The 19,685-nt window shown below is 64.2% G+C and carries 19 protein-coding genes; 14 read left to right on the forward strand and 5 right to left on the reverse strand.

Annotated features, from left to right (window positions below; all coding sequences use genetic code 11):
• Positions 1–53: 53 nt before the first annotated feature.
• Positions 54–1,025, reverse strand: coding sequence for a LysR family transcriptional regulator (locus ACSQ27_RS08265; RefSeq protein WP_436154970.1), 972 nt, complete (start codon positions 1,023–1,025; stop codon positions 54–56).
• A 183-nt stretch (positions 1,026–1,208) separates the two neighbouring features.
• Between ACSQ27_RS08265 and ACSQ27_RS08270 the strand changes: the two genes are divergently transcribed.
• The 12 genes from ACSQ27_RS08270 to ACSQ27_RS08325 all read left to right on the forward strand — a co-directional run bounded on the left by ACSQ27_RS08270 (position 1,209) and on the right by ACSQ27_RS08325 (position 11,547).
• On the forward strand, positions 1,209–2,189 hold the full coding sequence (locus ACSQ27_RS08270; RefSeq protein WP_436154971.1) for a Bug family tripartite tricarboxylate transporter substrate binding protein: 981 nt from the start codon (positions 1,209–1,211) through the stop codon (positions 2,187–2,189).
• 41 nt (positions 2,190–2,230) lie between these two features.
• Positions 2,231–3,271, forward strand: a complete 1,041-nt coding sequence (locus tag ACSQ27_RS08275; protein WP_436154972.1) for a 4-hydroxythreonine-4-phosphate dehydrogenase PdxA — start codon at positions 2,231–2,233, stop codon at positions 3,269–3,271.
• A 43-nt stretch (positions 3,272–3,314) separates the two neighbouring features.
• On the forward strand, positions 3,315–4,487 hold the full coding sequence (locus ACSQ27_RS08280; protein ID WP_436154973.1) for an L-rhamnonate dehydratase: 1,173 nt from the start codon (positions 3,315–3,317) through the stop codon (positions 4,485–4,487).
• Between the two features lie 5 nt (positions 4,488–4,492).
• The gene (locus ACSQ27_RS08285; protein ID WP_436154974.1) at positions 4,493–5,410 is read left to right on the forward strand and encodes a dihydrodipicolinate synthase family protein; all 918 of its coding nucleotides are present in this window, start codon (positions 4,493–4,495) and stop codon (positions 5,408–5,410) included.
• 74 nt (positions 5,411–5,484) lie between these two features.
• Complete coding sequence (locus tag ACSQ27_RS08290; RefSeq protein ID WP_436154975.1) at positions 5,485–6,429, forward strand: YncE family protein; 945 nt, start codon at positions 5,485–5,487, stop codon at positions 6,427–6,429.
• 16 nt (positions 6,430–6,445) lie between these two features.
• Entirely contained in the window at positions 6,446–7,357 is a 912-nt protein-coding gene (locus ACSQ27_RS08295) for an amidohydrolase family protein (protein WP_436154976.1), read from the forward strand.
• An 82-nt stretch (positions 7,358–7,439) separates the two neighbouring features.
• Positions 7,440–8,891 carry an aldehyde dehydrogenase family protein gene (locus tag ACSQ27_RS08300; protein ID WP_436154977.1) on the forward strand — a complete coding sequence of 484 codons (1,452 nt, stop codon included), beginning with the start codon at positions 7,440–7,442 and terminating at the stop codon, positions 8,889–8,891.
• A gap of 167 nt (positions 8,892–9,058) precedes the next feature.
• Entirely contained in the window at positions 9,059–9,382 is a 324-nt protein-coding gene (locus ACSQ27_RS08305) for a hypothetical protein (protein ID WP_436154978.1), read from the forward strand.
• A 48-nt stretch (positions 9,383–9,430) separates the two neighbouring features.
• The gene (locus ACSQ27_RS08310) at positions 9,431–9,853 is read left to right on the forward strand and encodes a hypothetical protein (RefSeq protein WP_436154979.1); all 423 of its coding nucleotides are present in this window, start codon (positions 9,431–9,433) and stop codon (positions 9,851–9,853) included.
• Positions 9,854–9,889: 36 nt separating this feature from the next.
• The gene (locus ACSQ27_RS08315; RefSeq protein ID WP_436154980.1) at positions 9,890–10,471 is read left to right on the forward strand and encodes a DMP19 family protein; all 582 of its coding nucleotides are present in this window, start codon (positions 9,890–9,892) and stop codon (positions 10,469–10,471) included.
• Positions 10,458–10,940, forward strand: coding sequence for a hypothetical protein (locus ACSQ27_RS08320; protein ID WP_436154981.1), 483 nt, complete (start codon positions 10,458–10,460; stop codon positions 10,938–10,940). The genes ACSQ27_RS08315 and ACSQ27_RS08320 overlap by 14 nt, the downstream gene beginning before the upstream one ends.
• Positions 10,941–10,950: 10 nt before the next feature.
• Positions 10,951–11,547 (forward strand): DUF6151 family protein, encoded by a 597-nt coding sequence (locus tag ACSQ27_RS08325; RefSeq protein ID WP_436154982.1) that lies wholly within the window; start codon positions 10,951–10,953, stop codon positions 11,545–11,547.
• 22 nt (positions 11,548–11,569) lie between these two features.
• Here ACSQ27_RS08325 and glmM read toward each other — a convergent pair whose 3' ends face one another.
• The 4 genes from glmM to ACSQ27_RS08345 form a co-directional block, all read right to left on the reverse strand.
• Complete coding sequence (glmM, locus tag ACSQ27_RS08330; RefSeq protein ID WP_436154983.1) at positions 11,570–12,901, reverse strand: phosphoglucosamine mutase; 1,332 nt, start codon at positions 12,899–12,901, stop codon at positions 11,570–11,572.
• 205 nt (positions 12,902–13,106) lie between these two features.
• Positions 13,107–13,973 carry a dihydropteroate synthase gene (gene folP / locus ACSQ27_RS08335; RefSeq protein ID WP_436154984.1) on the reverse strand — a complete coding sequence of 289 codons (867 nt, stop codon included), beginning with the start codon at positions 13,971–13,973 and terminating at the stop codon, positions 13,107–13,109.
• 83 nt (positions 13,974–14,056) lie between these two features.
• Entirely contained in the window at positions 14,057–15,979 is a 1,923-nt protein-coding gene (gene ftsH / locus ACSQ27_RS08340; RefSeq protein WP_436154985.1) for an ATP-dependent zinc metalloprotease FtsH, read from the reverse strand.
• Positions 15,980–16,143: 164 nt separating this feature from the next.
• Positions 16,144–16,911 (reverse strand): RlmE family RNA methyltransferase, encoded by a 768-nt coding sequence (locus ACSQ27_RS08345; RefSeq protein ID WP_436154986.1) that lies wholly within the window; start codon positions 16,909–16,911, stop codon positions 16,144–16,146.
• 42 nt (positions 16,912–16,953) lie between these two features.
• Between ACSQ27_RS08345 and ACSQ27_RS08350 the strand changes: the two genes are divergently transcribed.
• Entirely contained in the window at positions 16,954–17,430 is a 477-nt protein-coding gene (locus ACSQ27_RS08350; protein WP_436154987.1) for a YhbY family RNA-binding protein, read from the forward strand.
• A 136-nt stretch (positions 17,431–17,566) separates the two neighbouring features.
• The gene (locus ACSQ27_RS08355) at positions 17,567–19,627 is read left to right on the forward strand and encodes a M3 family metallopeptidase (protein ID WP_436154988.1); all 2,061 of its coding nucleotides are present in this window, start codon (positions 17,567–17,569) and stop codon (positions 19,625–19,627) included.
• Positions 19,628–19,685 lie beyond the last annotated feature (58 nt).

The following is a 19,685-nucleotide window of genomic DNA, read 5'->3' on the forward strand; positions in this document are numbered from 1 at the left end:
ATGGAGCGTTCATTCACGGAAACAGCCTGTGTTTGGATCCGCCGGGGATTCCGCTAACGCGGCTTCCCATCGGTCACCGGCAGTTTGCCCTGGTGCAGCGCCGACAGGAAGAACCGCGCCGCTTCGCTCAGCGGCCTGTCCTTGCGCGTGATGCTGCCGAAGGCCTCCATCTTGTGGCGAATGAAACACGGCAGTATCGCCAGCAGGCCGTGGCGCGCGTAGGTGTCGGCAATCGACTGCGGCATCACGCCGACCATCTCGGTCTCGGCGATCAGGTTGGTGGTGGTGAGGATGGAGGCCGTTTCTATCAGGCCCTTGGGTGAAGGCGCCTGCAGCATGCGGAATTCCTGCTCCAGCACCTCGCGCATGGGGCTGCCGGTGGGCTGCAGTATCCAGGGGTAGTCGAGCAGGCTGGCGAACTTGACGGTTTTCTTTTGCGCCAGCGGATGGCGCACGCCCACGACCAGGGCCAGGGCCTCGTTTTCCAGCGGGGTGAAAGCGTAGTCGGCGCGGTGCTCGTCGCGTATACGGCCTATCGCGACGTCGAGCACGCCTTCGCGCAGCAACTCGAACAGCCGGTCGCTGGTGTCCATGGTGACGTCAACCGAGAGCAGCGGGTAGGCTTTCTTGAGCGCGATGATGGCCTGCGTGAGCAAATTGGGCGACGGCGCCATGATGCTTCCGACCGAGACGCGGCCCGAGCCCCCCAGCTCCAGTTCGGCCAGCTCGCGCGTCATTGATTCGACCGAGCCGCGCATGCCGCGAAAGTAGCGCAGCACACTGGCGCCGGCCGGCGTCAGTTGCTGCCCGCGGCCCACGCGCTCGAACAGGCGCTGGCCCAGCGCGGACTCAAGTTCCTGGATCATCTTGGTGGCGGCAGGCTGCGTCATCCCGAGTTCGGCCGAAGCCTTGCGCAGCGTGCCGTGTTCGCCCACGGCCAGGATCAGCGCGACCTGGCGCATGCGCAGGCGGTTGAGCAGTTGGGGAATGGAAGATGTGCGGGGTGTACGGGATGTAGCGGGCATGGTGGGCCTCTCTTCAGGGCTGGATCGGGGCTGGATTCAATTGATCACCCTAGGTTATCAAATAATCAGGGATTTTCAATTTACGTTAAGTGTCATCGTGCCTACCATCAGGGCATTCGTTCAAGCCTTCCCAGAGGCTTTTTTCCATGATTTCCCCACAACAATGACTCGGAGACAAAGACAATGCCTCGCCTGAAATCCTTGAAATTCCTCCCTGCCCTGCTGGCAACCGCCTGCGCCTTCAGTGCCGCCCCTTCCGCCCTCGCGCAGGACTGGCCCAGCAAGCCGGTGCGCATCCTCGTCGGCTCGGCCCCCGGCGGCGGCACCGACGCGATGGCGCGCGCCGTGGCCGACCGTCTCGGCCCGCTGCTCAAGCAGCCCGTGGTGGTCGAAAACCGCCCCGGCGCCTCCAACACCCTGGCGGCCGACGTGACGGCCAAGTCCACCGACGGCCACACCCTGCTGATGGGCGTCTCGACCGCGCATGCGATCGCGCCGCACCTGCTCAAGCTGGGCTACGACAACAACAAGGACCTGGTGCCCGTGGTCTTTGTGGGCGCAGTGCCCAATGTGCTGGTGGTCAACAACGCACTGCCGGTCGATTCGGTCTCCTCGCTGATCAAGCTGGCCAAAAGCAAGCCCGGCCAGCTCAACTACGCGACCAGCGGCTCGGGCAGCACCCAGCACATTGCGGCCGAGCTGTTCAAGGACCAGGCCGGCGTCTTCATCACCCACATCCCCTATCGCGGCAGCGGCCCGGCACTGATAGACCTGGTCGGCGGCCAGGTGCAGCTGAGCTTTGACACCATGCCCTCGGTGATCGGCCAGATCAAGAACGGCCGCATCAAGCCCCTGGCCGTGGCCAGCGCCAAACGCAACCCGCAGTTGCCCAATGTGCCGACCATGGCCGAAGCCGGCCTCAAGGGCGTGGAGATGAGTGCCTGGTACGGCATCTACATGCCGGCGTCCACGCCCAAGGCGGTGCAGGAGCGCATCTACACCGAGGTGACCAAGGTGCTGGCCATGCCCGAGACGCAAACCCGCCTGAGCGCCATAGGCGCCGATTTGACGCCGATGACGCAGGCCCAGTTCGCGCAATTCCACGCCGATGAAAACAAGCGTTATGGCGACCTCATTGCCAAGAAAAACATCAAAATCGACTGAGCCACCCGACTCGACAACCGCCCCCTGATTGGACAGATTCCATGCGCAACACACCCACGCCGCCCGCCTCCCTGCCTGTGGTCGCCCTCACGCTGGGCGATGCAGCCGGCATAGGCCCGGAGCTGGTCGCCCGGCTGCTGGCCCAGCCCGGCATCACCGACGGCGCCAACGTCGTGCTGGTCGGCGATGCCTGGCTCTGGCAGCAGGGCCAGCTCACGGCGCAGCAAACCGTGGCGACGCAAAGCGTCACCAGTTTGGCCGAAGTGCGCGGCCGCAGCGATACGCGCCTGCCGGCCTTCCTGGCGACCCACACCATCCAGTCAGCCCAGGTGCAGCGCGGCCAGGCGCAGGCCGCCTGCGGCGCGGCCGTGCTGCAGGTACTCAACCTCTGCATGGACGGCGCCAAACGCGGCGAGGTCGACGCGATCTGTTTTGCCCCGCTCAACAAACAGGCCATGAAGCTGGGCGGCTTGAAGCACGAGGACGAGCTGCACCACTTCGCCGAATACCTGGGCGTGACCGGCTACTTCTGCGAGTTCAACACCCTGGGCGATTTGTGGACCTCGCGCGTCTCGTCGCACATTCCGCTGAAGGACGCGGCGGCCATGCTGAGCCGGCAGCGCATCGTCGATGCGGCGCGGCTGATCTACGCCTCGCTGCAGGCCAGCGGCAATACCAGCCCCAAGGTGGCGGTGGCGGCCTTCAACCCGCATGGCGGCGACGGCGGCGTCTGCGGGCGCGAGGAGATCGACATCATCGCGCCGGCCGTGGCCGAGCTGCGCGCCGCCGGCGTGCCGGTCGACGGCCCCTTCCCCGCCGACACCATCTTCCTGAAGGCGCGCGACGGCCTCTACCAGGCCATCGTCACCATGTACCACGACCAGGGCCAGATCGCGATCAAGCTCATGGGCTTCAGCAAGGGTGTGACGGTGCAGGGCGGCCTGCCGGTGCCCATCACCACGCCGGCCCATGGCACGGCCTACGACATTGCCGGCAAAGGTATGGCCGACGTCAACGCCACGCTCAATGCTTTCAAAATTGCCCAGCGCATGGGCGCGGCGCGGCTGAAGCCGGCTGCCTGAACTTCCTCTTTTTCCTTTTCTTTTTCAACACAAGAGAACCAACATGAAAATCAAATCAGTCCGCGCACGCGTGTTCGAATGGAAGGGCAAGACCGTTCCGCCCCAGGGCAATTTCTGCTCCAACGCCATGGACCTGGTCTACTCCAACACCGAGTCCATGAGCACTTTCCGTTTCCACTCGTGGACGGTGGTGGAGATCGAGACCGACGACGGCATCGTCGGCCTGGGCAACGTGGCGCTGGCGCCGCACATCGCCAAAGCCATCATCGACCAGTACCTCACGCCGCTGCTGCTGGGCCAGGACCCGTGGGACTATGAATACCTGTGGCAGCGCATGTACCGCGGCACCCACGCCTGGGGCCGCAAGGGCGTGGCCATGGCCGCGATCTCGGCGGTGGACATTGCCATCTGGGACATCCTGGGCAAGTCGGTCAACAAGCCGGTGTTCAAGCTGCTGGGCGGCCGCACCAAGGAAAAGATTCCCTGCTACTACTCCAAGCTCTACCGCACCGACATCAAGGCCATGCAGGACGAGGCGCAGACCTACCTGGACCAGGGTTTCACCATGTTCAAGTCGCGCTTCGGCTACGGTCCGGCGCACGGCACCAAGGGCGTGGCGGAAAACCTGAAAGCCGTCGAAGCGCTGCGCGAAGTGATCGGCTACGACAACGACCTGATGCTCGAGTGCTACATGGGCTGGAACCTCGAGTACGCCAAACGCATGCTGCCCAAGCTCGAGAAATTCCAGCCGCGCTGGGTCGAGGAGCCGGTGATCGCCGACGACATCGACGGCTATGCCGAACTCAACCAGCTCACCAGCATCCCGATCTCGGGCGGTGAGCATGAGTTCAGCCTCTACGGCTTCAAGCAGCTGCTAGACAAAAAAGCCGTCTCCGTCGTGCAGTACGACACCAACCGCGTCGGCGGCATCACGGCCGCGCACAAGATCAACGCGCTGTGCGAGGCCTACAGCGTGCCGGTGGTGCCGCACGCCGGCCAGATGCACAACTACCACCTGACCATGAGCACGCTCGCTTCGCCCATGAGCGAATACTTCCCGATGTTCGACGTGGAAGTCGGCAACGAGCTGTTTTATTACATCTTCGACGGTGAGCCCGTGGCCGAGAACGGCTTCCTGCAGCTTGACGACAACAAGCCCGGCCTGGGCCTGACCATGAAGACCGAGTTCCTCAAAGACTTCAACATCGTCGAGTGAGCAGCATGAAGGCAAGATACACCGGCGTATTTCCCGTCGTCCCGACCACCTTCACCGATGCGGGCGAGCTGGACATTGAAAGCCAGAAGCGCTGCGTCGATTTCATGATTGACGCGGGCTCCACGGGCCTGTGCATACTCGCCAACTTCTCCGAGCAGTTCGTGCTGTCCGACGAGGAGCGTGAGGTCCTCACCGCCGCCATCCTGAAGCACGTGGCGGGCCGCGTGCCGGTGATCGTGACGACCACGCACTTCGGCACCCGCGTCTGCGCCGAACGCAGCCGCCGCGCGCAGGACCTGGGCGCGGCCATGGTCATGGTGATGCCGCCCTATCACGGCGCGACGATACGCGTGGCCGAAGAAAAGATCTACGAGTTCTTCGCCACGCTGTCGGCCGCCATCGACATCCCCATCATGATCCAGGACGCGCCCGTGAGCGGCACGCCGCTGCCGGCGACTTTCCTCGCGCGCATGGCCAAGGAAATACGCAACGTCGCCTATTTCAAGATCGAAACGCCGGGCGCGGCCTCCAAGCTGCGCGAGCTGATACGCCTGGGCGGCGACGCGATCGAAGGCCCCTGGGACGGCGAGGAGGCCATCACCCTGCTGCCCGACCTGGAAGCCGGCGCGACCGGCGCGATGACGGGCGGCGGTTACCCCGACGGCATACGCAAGATCATGGATGCCTGGGCCGCCGGCAATCGGGAGGAAGCCACGGCCGAGTACACGCGCTGGCTGCCGCTGATCAATTACGAGAACCGCCAGGGCGGCATCCTCACGGCCAAGGCGCTCATGAAGGAAGGCGGCGTGATCGCCTGCGAGGCGCCGCGCCACCCCTTTCCCGCCATGCACCCCGAGGTGCGCAAAGGCCTGCTCGCCACCGCGCGCCGGCTGGACCCGCTGGTGTTACGCTGGGGCAGATAGGCGCTTCGGCCATCCAGCCATCTTGATCGCTTAGCCCTGTTTCCTTCCAGGCTCCCCCTCTCTTCAGGACATCCATGCCCCTCCGGGAAACACTCTTGCTGGTGCAGAAATGCGCCCACACCTTCAGCTTTTACGACCTCGCCACCGGCCTCGCCGAAAAACACATCGTGCTGCCGAATTTTCCGCATGAATTCACGGTGGACGCGGCGCGCGGGCTGGCCTATGTCGGCCACTACGGCATAGAGACCGCCAGCCACCTGGGTGACGTGGGCGGGCATTCGGTGTTTGTCATCGACCTGGCTCAGCAAAAACATGTGGCCACGCTGAACCTCTGGCCTTACTACCGGCCGCACGGCCTGGCGGTGGACGCACAGGGGCGGCTGTTCGTGATGTCGGAGGCGCACAACCTGCTGCTGCGTTTTTCAGACCCGGCCAAGGTGCATGTGCCTGACCTGGCCGTGCCGTCGGGCGGCTACAAGACGCATCTGTTCGCGCTGACAAAAGACGCGCAGACGGCCTACGCGCTGAACCTGCTGTCCAACACCGTGACCAAGATCAAACCCAACGACCCGACCTTCGCGCCTGTGGCCATGGTGCCCGGCCCGGTGCCCGAAGGCAATGTGCTGTCGGCCGACGAGTCGCTGCTCTACGTGGCCAACCGCGGCGACGACAGCATCGTGGCCGTCGACACGGCCAGCATGACAATCGTCGCCTCGGGCAAGACGCGGCGCGACCCCAACCGTGTCTACCGCTTCCAGGGCGCGCAGGGCCAGGACCTGCTGCTCACCACCAACTCGGGCGAACATTCGCTCTCGGTCTTCGGCACCGACCTGCAGGAGCAGCGCTGCTTCGCCCTGCCCAGCAACCCGCTGGCCCTGTCTTTCCACCCGGTGGACCGCGCGGTCTACATCTCCTTCCAGGACGACACGGTGCGCCGCCTGGACCTCGACAGCTTTGAATTCGGGCAGCAGATCACAACCCTGCGCGAACCCGACTCTTCTTACGTCTGGCGGCATTGAGGCCATGATGCCGGCGATGCCCATCGTCGATGCCCACCACCATCTGTGGGACCTGTCGCGCGGCCACTACCCGTGGCTGCAGGAAGCCTATGACCCTGAGGCTTTTTTTCTGGGCGACTACCGCCCTCTCTGCCGCAACTTCCTCGCAGCAGATTACCGCGCCGCCACCGGGCCCTGCGAAGTCATTGCCACGGTGCACGTAGAGGCCGAGCGCAGCCGCGATGAGCAGTTGGCCGAAACCGCCTGGCTGCACGAAGTGCATGCGGCGCACGGCTTCCCGAACGCCGTGGTCGCCCATGCCTGGTTTGACCGGCCGGACAGCGAGGAACACCTGCTCACGCAGTCGCGCTTCCCGCTGGTGCGCGGCATACGCAGCAAGCCGGTGACATCCGCCGCGCCGGCGCACAGCGTGAAGGGGCAAGCCGGTACCATGCAGGACGAAGCCTGGCTGCGCGGCTTCTCGCTGCTGGAAAAATACGGCTTGCGCTGGGACCTGCGCGTGCCGGCCTGGCACCTGCCTGAGGCGGCCGAGGTGGCAGCCCTGTTCCCCAAGGTGCCCATGGTCCTCAACCACCACGGTTTTGCCTGGGACCGCAGCGAAGAAGGCCTCAAACGCTGGCGCGGCTGGATGGAAACGCTGGCCCGGCAGGAGAACGTGCACGTCAAGCTCTCGGAATTCGGCCTGCGCGACCGGCCTTGGGATCTCCAGGAGAACGCGCGAATTGTGTATGAAACGATTGCAATTTTTGGATGGCAGCGCTGCATGTTCGCCAGCAACTTTCCGGTGGCCGGCCTGCGTATCAGCTACCCGGACCTGGTTGGCAGTGTGGCCGGTATGCTGACCCACCTGCCGGGTCACCAGCAACATGCGATGATGTGCGCCAACGCCCTGCGTTTTTATGCGATTGATGTGACGCCGCCCTTGTGAGACCGCTTTTGTGAAACGGCCTGCGCGCCCACCTCGTCCTTTCGTCATTCATGAATCAAGTTCAACTCCTGGAAGCACACCCATGACCACAAAACACGACAACCTCATCAACGGCCAATGGCTGGCCGGCAACAGCTACAGCCCCAACCTGAACCCCAGCAACCTGAGCGACGTGATCGGCGAGTACACGCAGGCCGATGCGGCCGGCCTGGACGCGGCTGTAAAAGCGGCGCAAGCGGCCTTCCCGGCTTGGTCGACCTCGGGCATCCAGGCGCGCTCGGATGCGCTGGACAAAATCGGCACCGAAATCCTCGCGCGCCGCGAAGAGCTGGGCACCCTGCTCTCGCGCGAAGAAGGCAAGACCAAACCCGAAGGCATAGGCGAGGCCACGCGCGCCGGCCACATCTTCAAATTCTTCGCGGGTGAATGCCTGCGCCTGTCGGGCGAAACGATTCCTTCGGTGCGCCCCGGCATAGGCGTGGAGATCACACGCGAACCCGTCGGCGTGGTCGGCCTGATCACACCCTGGAACTTCCCGATCGCCATCCCCGCCTGGAAGGTCGCGCCCGCGCTGGCCTTCGGCAACTGCGTGGTCCTGAAACCCGCCGACCTGGTGCCCGGCAGCGCCTGGGCGCTGGCCGAAATCATCTCGCGCTCCGGCATCCCGGCCGGCGTGTTCAACCTGGTGATGGGCCCGGGCCGCGTGATCGGTGATGCGCTGGTCAACCACCCCGGCGTCAACGCCATCAGTTTCACCGGCTCGGTCGGTGTGGGCAGCCGCATCGCCGAAGCCTGCGCCAAGAACCTCAAGAAGGTGCAGCTCGAAATGGGCGGCAAGAACCCGCAAGTCATCCTCGACGACGCCGACCTCACGCAGGCGGTGGAGCTCAGCGCGCAGAGCGCCTTTTATTCGACCGGCCAGCGCTGCACGGCGTCGAGCCGCATGATCGTCACCGACGGCATCTACCCGGCCTTCGTCAAAGCCCTGCAGGAACGCATGGCCCGCATCAAGGTGGGCGACGCCCTCACGGCGGGTACCGACGTGGGCCCGGTGTCCTCGCAGGCGCAGCTCGAGCAGGACTTGAGCTATATCGAAATCGGCAAGGCCGAAGGCGCGACCCTGGCCTTCGGCGGCGCGCGCATCCCGTGCCACACCGGCAGCGGCGCCGAAGGTTATTACATGCAGCCTGCCCTTTTCAGCGAAAGCACGGCCGGCATGCGCATCAACCGCGAAGAAATCTTCGGCCCCGTCGCCAGCATCATCCGCGTCAAAGACTACGAAGCGGCCCTGGCGACAGCCAACGACACGCCCTTCGGCCTGTCGGCCGGCATCGCCACCACCAGCCTCAAATACGCCACCCACTTCAAGCGCCACAGCCAGGCCGGCATGGTCATGGTCAACCTGCCGACGGCAGGCGTGGACTACCACGTCCCCTTCGGCGGCCGCAAAGGCTCGAGCTACGGCCCGCGTGAGCAGGGCAAGTACGCGCAGGAGTTTTTCACCACGGTGAAGACGGCGTATACGCTGGCTTGAGGATGACAGAGAGCGACGGTGCCCGGCGCGGCATCGTCTCTAAGGGTCGTGTCGCACACGGTGCGCCAGCCAGCCGGCGCAGAGCGCTGAGATATCTGATGCGAGTGAAAGCTCCATAGAATCGGTCAGATCACCCTTCAGTCGCTCATCCAACTACCGACTCGCCCATGAAAGAATCTCAGTTCGGTTTCGAATACTCGTGGGCGGACCTTCAGCCTGTCCGCGCATTGGCAGTGATCGTCTTTGGCGCACAGATTGCCGGTGCACTTGCCGGCCTGGTGTTTCCACAGTTTCCCCGCTGGTTTGAAAGCTTGTGGTTTGGCGGGGCTGTTGCGACCTTCCCTGCTTTCCTCGTGGGGCTGGTAGTTCAATCCAGGCTTCGGCCTGGAAGCATCACCGAAAATCGCATCATGGTTCGCCGCCTCGGCCTTATCGCGCTGTTCTTGTCCGCATTCGCGTTAGCTATGCCGCTTTTCGGCTTCGGAAAATAGGCGCACGAGCTTACGCGTCATCTACGTCGATCATGAAAGAGTGCGCCCATGCTCCAACTCAACCACGTCCCAAAGATACTTCTCGCCCTGACGGCAGCCTACTTCCTCACCAGCCTTGGCCACTTCAGCCACAACGCCGAATTCATCTGCGAATACCCGAATCTCCCGGCCTGGCTGACCCGCGCGCAGGTTTATGCGGTGTGGGCCGCCATCACCTCGGTGGGCGCGCTGGGTTTGCTGCTCATGCGCAAAAAATACATGACCGCCGGCCTGCTGTTGCTGGCCATCTATGCGGCGCTGGGTTTTGACGGGCTGGGCCACTATGCGGTGGCGCCTCTGGAATTGCATCCCTTGATGGCCAATGTCACGATTCTTTCGGAGGTGGCGGCTGCCGCACTGTTGCTGCCGGTGGCGCTGTGGCTGCTCGCCTTGCGCCTGGCCCGTGGTCAAACAGAAGCTCAACACCCATGACTACGGCCAAGTCCTTGCTCCACATCTGGACGCCCTATGACCATCCGCCTGCCATGTAAGTCCTGCGGGGAATCCATCCATCCCGACACCGCAGCAAAGAACAACGGGCTTTGCATGCCATGTATGGGAGGCTACCGAAAGGACATAGAAGCAGGCAAGAAGCGCAGAGAGCAGGAGCGCATCTACGACCAAAGTGCCGAGCGCAAGCATTGGGTAGCTTTGGTGAAGCGAGTGCACGACGTTCCGAACGGTTTTGAGAAACTCATGCCGCCGGAGAAAACCTACTTTTCGGTTTCCGTCCTCATCGGGGAGGTTTATAACGGCGGCTTCGATCAGTTCTTCTCAAATTCCAGCGGAGCGCTCTATGCTTACGCCCTCGACGGCCTGTTCGAAATGGAGGCGGAGGAATCCGCTGCGCAGCTGGTAAAGGCCAAGCAAATACTCTTCGGTGACGCGCGCATCTCACTCGACAAAGGCGAGCGCCTTACACAAATGAGCCATTCGGGTTTCGGCGTGGATCTAAACGATCTCGACAAGGCGTTCTGCGAAGATCAGGAAAATCTCGGCGCCCGCTGCAAGCGATACGCCATCATCCACTCGCTATATGAAGATGACTAACACTCTGATCAGGCGGATGTCTTTTGGGAAGTTGTCGTTTGCGTGCGCCTTCACCGCGTTCGCGTTGTTTTTTGCCTTGTCATGCATCAACCGCATAGGAGTGCTATTCGGTGGCAATATATTGAGGGCGCTGAATCAGCTTGGCCTTGTGCGACAAGAAAAAACCTACCTTGCGGAACTCAAACCAAGCAGCATCTTCGCCTTGAATGACGCCAATGCAGTGCTCTGGTTCACCTGCCTTGCATTCATTCTTGCCGGGCTTGGTATTGCCCTTGCCCTCCACGCAAACTATAAACACGAATCCACGCTTTACGCCAGTGCCGGTTTTATTGTGGCGACCTTGGGCGTCGGCTTGCTTTACCCATGGGCCATGGTGCTTACCCAAGCGTTGGGAGTCATCGCCCTCATAAGCATCCGGCGGAGCAGTCCACAAGCAAACCAGTTGGTCTCCGAAGGCAACAAGCAGTAAGCTCCCCGTCATGAATCACCCCCTGCAATGCCAATGCGGCACCCTACGAGGTCACGTCAGCCACACCGAATCCGTCTGCCGCGGCGTCTGCTACTGCAAGGACTGCCAGGCTTTTGCGCACTTTCTGGGTAAGGCCGATGAGATGCTCGATGAGATGGGTGGGTCTGATGTGGTCGCCACACTCCCGCAGTACGTCAGCTTCACTCAAGGCGTGGACAGACTTACCTGCATGTCCCTTAGCGACAAAGGCATGCTGCGCTGGTATGCGAGTTGCTGCAACACGCCGATCGGCAATACTTCGCGGGACTTCAAGGTCTCGCATGTGGGCCTGCTGCATAACTGCCTGCAGGATTCGTCGACCAGCCTGGACAGCGCTTTCGGCCCGGTGCGCATGCGGGTTGGTATGAAGAGCGCCAAGGGCCACCCCAAAGCCATGGCGGCCAGCACCACCGTGTCAATCTTGCGGTTTATGGCCAGGCTGATACGCGCAAGGCTGGACGGCAGCTACAAGAACACGCCCTTTTTTGACCCGGAGACGGGGATATCGCGCGTATCGCCCAGGGTGCTCACGCCGGATGAGCGGGCCCGCTTGATGCAGGCTGTTTAGGCCCTCGGTCGCTGAGCCTGGCTCAGGACCGCACGGTATCCGCCACGCGCTCGGCGCAGCTCTTCGCCTGGGCCGCATCGCGCGCCTCGACCATCACACGCAACAGCGGCTCGGTGCCGCTGGCGCGTATCAGCAGGCGGCCGGTGTCGCCGAGTTCGGCTTCCACCATTTTGCTCATCTCAGCCAGGGGCTTGCTGCTTTGCCAGTCCTGGCCGGGCTTGAGGCGCACGTTGATGAGCGTCTGCGGGAACAGCACAACCTCGCCGAGCAGCTGGGCAATGGTCTTGCCGCTGCGCACGCAGGCCTGCAGCACCTGCAGCGCGCTGATGAGGCCGTCGCCGGTCGTGTGCTTGTCGAGTGCCAGCAGATGGCCCGAGCCCTCGCCGCCCAGCAGCCAGCCGCGCTTGTCGAGTTCTTCAAGTACATAGCGGTCGCCGACCTTGGCGCGCACGAACTCGACGCCTTTTTTCTTGAGCGCGACTTCCACGGCCATATTGGTCATCAGCGTGCCGACGGTGCCGGGGACTTTTTCGCCGCGCGCCAGGCGCTCGTTGACCATGAGGAAGAGCACTTCATCGCCGTTGAAGAGGCGGCCGTCGGCGTCCACCATCTGCAGGCGGTCGGCGTCGCCGTCGAGCGCGATGCCGTAGTGGGCCTTGTTGGCCTTGACGGCCTTGATCAGCGCATCGGGATGCGTGGCGCCGACTTCGTGGTTGATGTTAAGGCCGTCGGGCGCGCAACCGATGGCGATGACCTCGGCGCCCAGTTCATGGAACACCATGGGCGCGATGTGGTACGCCGCGCCGTGGGCGCCGTCGACCACGATCTTCAGGCCCTTGAGCGTGAGGTCGTTGGCAAAGGTGCTTTTGCAGAACTCGATGTAGCGGCCGGCCGCGTCGTCGAGGCGGCGTGCCTTGCCCAGGGAGGCGGAGTCGGCCCAGACAGGGGACTCTTCGAGAGCGGCTTCCACAGCCAGTTCCCAGGCGTCGTCGAGCTTGGTGCCCTGGGCGCTGAAGAACTTGATGCCGTTGTCGGGGTAGGCGTTGTGGCTGGCGCTGATGACCACGCCCAGGCTGGCACGCTGGGCGCGCGTGAGGTAGGCCACGCCGGGTGTGGGCAGGGGCCCGAGCAGCACGACGTCGACGCCGGCGGAGTTAAAACCCGATTCGAGCGCGCTTTCCAGCATGTAGCCGGAGATGCGGGTGTCCTTGCCGATCAGCACCGTGGGACGGGTTTCGGTGCGGCGCAGCACGCGGCCCACGGCGTGCGCCAGGCGCAGCACGAAGTCGGGCGTGATGGGCGGCTGGCCCACCGTGCCGCGGATGCCGTCGGTGCCGAAGTATTTTCTGGTCATGGAGTTTGTCCCTGTGGAGCTTGTTGTTGGATGCCGTGAGAGCGATTTTAGAGCTTGGCTTAAAGACCCAAAAAACCGGGGAGCTTCAGAAATTCGGTTATCAGGATGCAGGGCAAGGCGCCCGGAGCGGAGGAACCGGCATGCACTTGCGGTGCATGAGGATTCCGAGCACCGCGCAACGCCGCCATGCGCCCGAGAACCGGATTTATGGAGCTCCCCCGGCGGCGGCCCAGACTTTTAAGGCCTGCACGGTTTCCTTCACGTCATGCACGCGCACGATGCGCGCCCCTCGGTCCACGGCCAGCAGGGCCGCCGCGACGCTAGGCACCATGCGATCGGCCACGGCAAGCTGGGCTACTGCCGCCAGCGAAGTGCTGGTGACGGCGGCCAGGGACGACTTGCGCGACCAGGCGGCCAGCAGCGGATAACCGGCGGCCAGGAACTCCTGCTGGCGCGCCAGCAACGCGAAGTTCTGCGCCACGGTTTTGCCGAAGCCTATGCCCACGTCGAGCACGATGCGGGACCGGTCGACACCGAAGGCCTGCAGGTCTGCCGCAGCCGCTTCGAGGAAAACCAGCACCTGCGGCACCACGTCGCCCTCCATGGGCGCGACCTGCATGGTCTGCGGCTCGCGGTGCATGTGCATGAGGCAGACGCCGCAGTTCGGGTGCGCGGCCACGACCTCGGCCGCACCCGGCTTGCGCAGGGCCCAGATGTCGTTGATGACGTCGGCGCCCAGGTCCAGCACGGCCTGCATGACCTCGGGTTTGTAGGTGTCTATGGAGATCGGCACGCCCAGCGTGGCCGCATGGCGCACCACGGGCAGCACACGCGCGAGTTCTTCCTCCAGCGGCACGGGCGGCGCGCCGGGGCGGGTGGACTCACCGCCGATGTCCAGCAGGTCGGCGCCGTCTTTCAGCAGCTTGTCGCAATGGGCGAACACGCCGGCAAAGCCGCTGCCCTCGCTGAAGTACTTGCCGCCATCCGAAAATGAATCGGGCGTGACGTTGACGATGCCCATGACGCGGGGCTTCGACAGGTCTATCTGAAAGCGGGAGGTTTGCCAGATCATGGTCCGTCCTCGGAAATAAAAAACCGGGGACTGGCCCCGGTTATGGCGACTGCCTGGCAGTCACATTTTGTTCGTCACCGGCCTCAGGCCACCGTGGGCGCCGGGTCGGTGCTGACGGCCGGCGTGCCGCCGCTGGGGCCGCCACCGCCGCCGACGGAGGAGTTGCGCGGCGTCCAGTCCTTGGGCGGGCGCGGCTCCTTGCCGGCCATGATGTCGTCAAGCTGGTCCATGTCGATGGTTTCCCATTCGAGCAGGGCCTTGGCCATGGCGTGCATCTTGTCCTGGTTCTCTTCGATCAGCTTGCGCGCCAGGGCGTATTGCTGGTCGATGATGCGGCGCACTTCGCCGTCGACCTTTTGCAGGGTCGACTCGCTCATGTTGTTGGTCTTGGTGACCGAGCGGCCCAGGAAGACTTCGCCTTCGTTTTCGGCATACACCATGGGGCCCAGGGCCTCGGTCATGCCGTAGCGCGTGACCATGTCGCGGGCAAGAGCCGTGGCACGCTCGAAGTCGTTGCTGGCGCCGGTCGTCATCTGGTTCATGAAGACTTCTTCGGCGATGCGGCCGCCGAACAGCATGCTGATCTGGCTCAGCATGTACTCACGGTCGTAGCTGTAGCGGTCTTGCGCCGGCAGGCTCATGGTGACGCCCAGGGCGCGGCCGCGCGGAATGATGGTGACCTTGTGGACCGGGTCGCACTTGGGCAGCATCTTGCCGAGCAGCGCGTGGCCGGACTCGTGGTAAGCCGTGTTGCGGCGCTCTTCCTCGGGCATGACCATGCTCTTGCGCTCGGGGCCCATGAGGATCTTGTCCTTGGCTTTTTCGAAGTCCTGCATCTCGACGGTGCGGGCGTTGCGGCGCGCGGCCATCAGGGCGGCTTCGTTGCAGAGGTTGGCGAGGTCGGCGCCGGACATGCCGGGCGTGCCGCGCGCGATCACGCTGGCGTTCACGTCCTGGCCCAGCGGGACCTTGCGCATGTGCACGTTGAGGATCTGTTCGCGGCCGCGGATGTCGGGCAGCGTCACATAGACCTGGCGGTCGAAGCGGCCGGGGCGCAGCAAGGCGGCGTCCAGGATGTCGGGGCGGTTGGTGGCGGCCACCACGATCACGCCGACGTTGGTTTCAAAGCCGTCCATCTCGACCAGCATCTGGTTCAGGGTCTGCTCACGTTCGTCGTTGCCGCCGCCCAGGCCGGCGCCGCGCTGGCGGCCGACCGCGTCGATTTCATCGATGAAGATGATGCAGGGGGCGTTTTTCTTGGCGTTCTCGAACATGTCGCGCACGCGGGCAGCGCCCACGCCGACGAACATTTCGACGAAGTCGGAGCCGGAGATCGAGAAGAAAGGCACTTTGGCCTCGCCGGCGATGCCCTTGGCGAGCAGGGTCTTGCCGGTGCCCGGGGGGCCGACCAGCAGCAGGCCGCGCGGGATGCGCCCGCCGAGTTTCTGGAATTTCTGCGGGTCTTTCAGGAAATCGACGACTTCCTTGACTTCTTCCTTGGCCTCGTCGCAACCGGCGACGTCGGCGAAGGTGACCGGGTTGGTGGACTCGTCCAGCATGCGCGCCTTGGACTTGCCGAAACTGAAGGCCCCGCCCTTGCCGCCGCCCTGCATCTGCCGCATGAAGTAGATCCACACGCCTATCAGCAGCAGCATGGGGCCCCAGCTGATCAGCAGCGAGGTGAGGAGGGAGGTTTCTTCGCGGGGCTTGACGTCGAACTTGACGTCGTTGGCGATCAGGTCGCCGACCAGGCCGCGGTCCAGGTAGGTGGCCGTGGTGCGGACCTTGCGGTCGTCGACGGTGGTGGCCGTGATCTCGGTGCCGCCCTGGCCTTCGGCGATGGTGGCCGCCTTGATGCGCTTGCCGCGCACTTCTTCCAGGAACTCGGAGTAACCCAGGTAGTTGGAACCGGCGCCGCCACGTGTATCAAATTGCTTGAATACGGTGAACAGCACCATGGCGATCACCAGCCAGATTGCAATTTTGGAAAACCACTGATTGTTCAAGGACTACTCCGGTGTAAGAACAAAAGTCACATGCGCCTGATTTTAGGCGTTTCAAGGGCAAAAACCGCGTATTCCGGTCCCGGCCCTTGGTTTAAAGCGGGATTAGGGGTACCAACACTGTGACATTTGCCACCGCGATGTGCTCAGGATGCACGCATTTGTACTCATTGTGATGCCTGACCAGACTTTTTCAGCCCCCGGCCGATCAGAAAGGTCTCCGACGAGCCCGGGCGCGAGGCCTTGGGCTTGAGGGGTTTCACGAGCTTGAAAGTGTCCCGGAACAGCTTGACCAGCTGGTCGTAGCCGCTGCCGTGGAACAGCTTGACCACCAGCGTGCCGTCAGGTTTCATGCGGTTCTGGGCGAACTCCACGGCCAGCTCGATCAGGTGGGCGATGCGGGCCGCGTCGGCCGACTCTATGCCCGAGAGGTTGGGCGCCATGTCGGAGACCACCAGGTCCACCCGTACCTGGCCCTCGGGCGTGGCCAGGGCGTCTTCGAGCTTTTGCAGCACCTCGGCCTCGCGGAAGTCGCCCTGGATAAAGGTCACGCCCTCGATGGGCTCCATGGGCAGCAGGTCCAGGCCGATGATGCGGCCGTTGAGCGTGCCCGCCGCCGCGCCGGTCGGCGAGAGCCGGCGCCGGACGTACTGGCTCCAGGCGCCGGGCGTGCTGCCCAGGTCGACCACGCAGTCGCCCGGTTTCACCAGGCCGAAGGTTTCGTCAATTTCCTTCAATTTGTAAGCGGCGCGCGCCCGGTAGCCCTCTTTCTGGGCGAGCTTGACGTAGGGGTCGTTGATGTGGTCGTGCAGCCACGCCTTGTTGACCTTTCCCTTGCCGCCGGCCTTTACAGCGGTCTTGCCGGCCGCCTTGGCGGCGGCCTTGGAGTCGGTCTGGACGCCGGGCTTGAAACCGGTCTTGGCATTTACTTTCATGGGGCCTATTGTCCTCTCCCCGACTCGCCCGATAATTGGGCCATGGCTCAAATACAACTTACCCCCGCCCAGCGCAAGGACCACCGCGCCGATGCCCACCACCTGAACGCAGTCGTGATGATCGGCTCCGACGGCCTGACCCCCGCCGTCAAGAAGGAAACCGACGCCGCACTCAACGCCCACGGGCTCATCAAGGTGCGGGTGCTGTCGGACGACCGCGCCGGCCGCGAGGAGATCTTCCAGACCCTGGCCAACGAGCTCAACGCCGCGCCCATCCAGCACATCGGCAAGCTGCTGGTGCTGTGGCGGCCCATGCCGCCCAAGGAAAAAAAGGTCAATGAAGACCGCATGCCCGGCCCGCGCGACGTCAAGGTGCTCAAGAACAGCTCGCGCCACGGCCAGCGGCCAGAAGTCAAAACCCTGCGCGTGCTGGGCAACCAGCGCCTCACGCCGGGCGGCACCGTCAAGCGCGCCAAAAAGCCCCAGCTCAAAAGCGCCAAGAAAAGCGCCCAGGGCTGAGCCGCTTTCCCGTGGCGCCGGCAGGCGCCACGCACCCCCTGGGGAAACGTGCGGCAATCGCCCCGATAGGCACATTCTTCTTCACCGCGCGGCCCCAAGCCTTTAGATTCGAGACTTCCGCCCACAGCTATCCGCCATGACCAATCCCCTCCTCGATTTCTCCGACCTCCCGCTGTTCGACCGTATCCAGCCCGAGCACGTGGGCCCCGCGGTCGACGAGCTCATGGCCAAGGCCGATGCGGCGCTCGAAACCGTCACCGCCCCGGACTTCCCGGCCACCTGGGCCGGCATCGCCGGCGTGCTGGACGTCGCCACCGAGAACCTGGGCCGCGCCTGGGGCGCCGTGAGCCACCTCAACAGCGTGGCCGACACGCCCGAGCTGCGCGCCGCCTACAACGCCGCCCTGCCGCGCGTGACCGAGTTCTGGACCCGCCTGGGCGCCGACGAGCGCCTGTACGCCAAATACAAGGCCATCGACGTGGCCACCCTGAACACCGAGCAGCGCCAGGCCCATAAAAACGCCATCCGCAACTTCGTGCTCTCGGGCGCCGAGCTGCAGGGTGCCGATCGCGAGCGCTTCGCGAAAATCCAGGAACGCCAGGCCGAGCTGAGCCAGAAATTCAGCGAAAACGCGCTGGATGCGACCGACGCCTTCGCCTACTACGCGACCGACGCCGAAATCGCCGGCATCCCGGCCGACGTGCTGCAGACCGCGCGCGCCCAGGCCGAAGCCGAAGGCAAGGCCGGCTACCGCCTGAGCCTCAAGATGCCGAGCTACCTGCCCGTCATGCAGTTCGCCGTCAGCGGCAAGCTGCGCGAAACCCTGTACAAGGCCTACACCACCCGCGCCAGCGACCAGGCAGCCCCCGAGTTCAGCAAATTCGACAACGGCGCGATCATGCAGGAGATCCTCGCGCTGCGCCTCGAGGAAGCGCAACTGCTGGGCTACCGCAATTTCGGCGAGGTGTCGGTGGTCGCCAAAATGGCCCAGTCGCCCGACGAAGTGGTCACCTTTTTGCGCGACCTCGCGCGCCGCGCCCGCCCCTATGCCGAAAAAGACATCGCCGACCTGCGCGCTTTCGCCGCCAGCCAGCTGAACCTGGCCGAGCTCCAGCCCTGGGACTACGCCTACGTCGGCGAAAAGCTCAAGGAAGCGCGCTACGCCTTCAGCGAGCAGGAAGTCAAACAGTACTTCACCGCGCCCAAGGTGCTGGCCGGCCTCTTCAAGATCGTTGAAACCCTGTTTGAAGTCGCCATCCGCAAGGACTCGGCCCCGGTGTGGAAGCCCGGCGTGGAGTTCTACCGCATCGAGCGCGGCGGCGAGCTCGTCGGCCAGTTCTACCTCGACCAGCCGGCCCGCACCGGCAAGCGCGGCGGCGCCTGGATGGACGATGTGCGCGCCCGCTGGCTGCGCCCCGACACCGGCCAGCTGCAAACCCCGGTGGCCCACCTGGTCTGCAACTTCGCCGACGGCGTGGGCGGCAAGCCGGCCCTGCTCACGCACGACGACGTGACCACGCTGTTCCACGAGTTCGGCCACGGCCTGCACCACATGCTCACCCAGGTCAACGAGCGCGACGTCTCCGGCATCAGCGGCGTCGAGTGGGACGCGGTCGAGCTGCCCAGCCAGTTCATGGAGAACTTCTGCTGGGAATGGGACGTGCTCAAGCACATGACGGCCCACGTCGACACCGGTGCGCCGCTGCCGCGCGCGCTGTTCGACAAGATGCTGGCCGCCAAGAACTTCCAGAGCGGCATGCAGACGCTGCGCCAGGTCGAGTTCTCGCTGTTCGACATGCTGCTGCACACCTCGCACAAGCCGGCGGACGACCTGATGGGCCTTTTGAACGAGGTGCGCCGCGAAGTCGCCGTGATCCCGTCGCCGCCCTACAGCCGCACCGCGCACACCTTCAGCCACATTTTTTCGGGTGGTTATGCCGCCGGCTACTACAGCTACAAGTGGGCCGAGGTCTTGTCGGCCGACGCCTACGCCGCCTTCGAGGAAACGGCTACAGCCGCGCCCTCGCCGGCCGGGGACGATGGCGGCAAGACCACGGTCACGGTGGAAACCGGCCGGAAATACCGCCAGGCCATCCTGGAGGCCGGTGGAAGCCGCCCCGCCATGGAGTCTTTCAAGGCCTTCCGGGGCCGCGAACCCTCGATTGATGCTTTGCTGCGTCATCAGGGTATGGCCTGACAGCCTCGAAACGCCTAAAACGTTGTGAGACTTGCAGGGCCTGCGTTAAGCTTGCCCC

The sequence above is a fragment of the Polaromonas sp. LjRoot131 genome (assembly GCF_964252805.1).
In the GTDB taxonomy this organism is placed as follows: Bacteria; Pseudomonadota; Gammaproteobacteria; order Burkholderiales; family Burkholderiaceae_C; genus Polaromonas.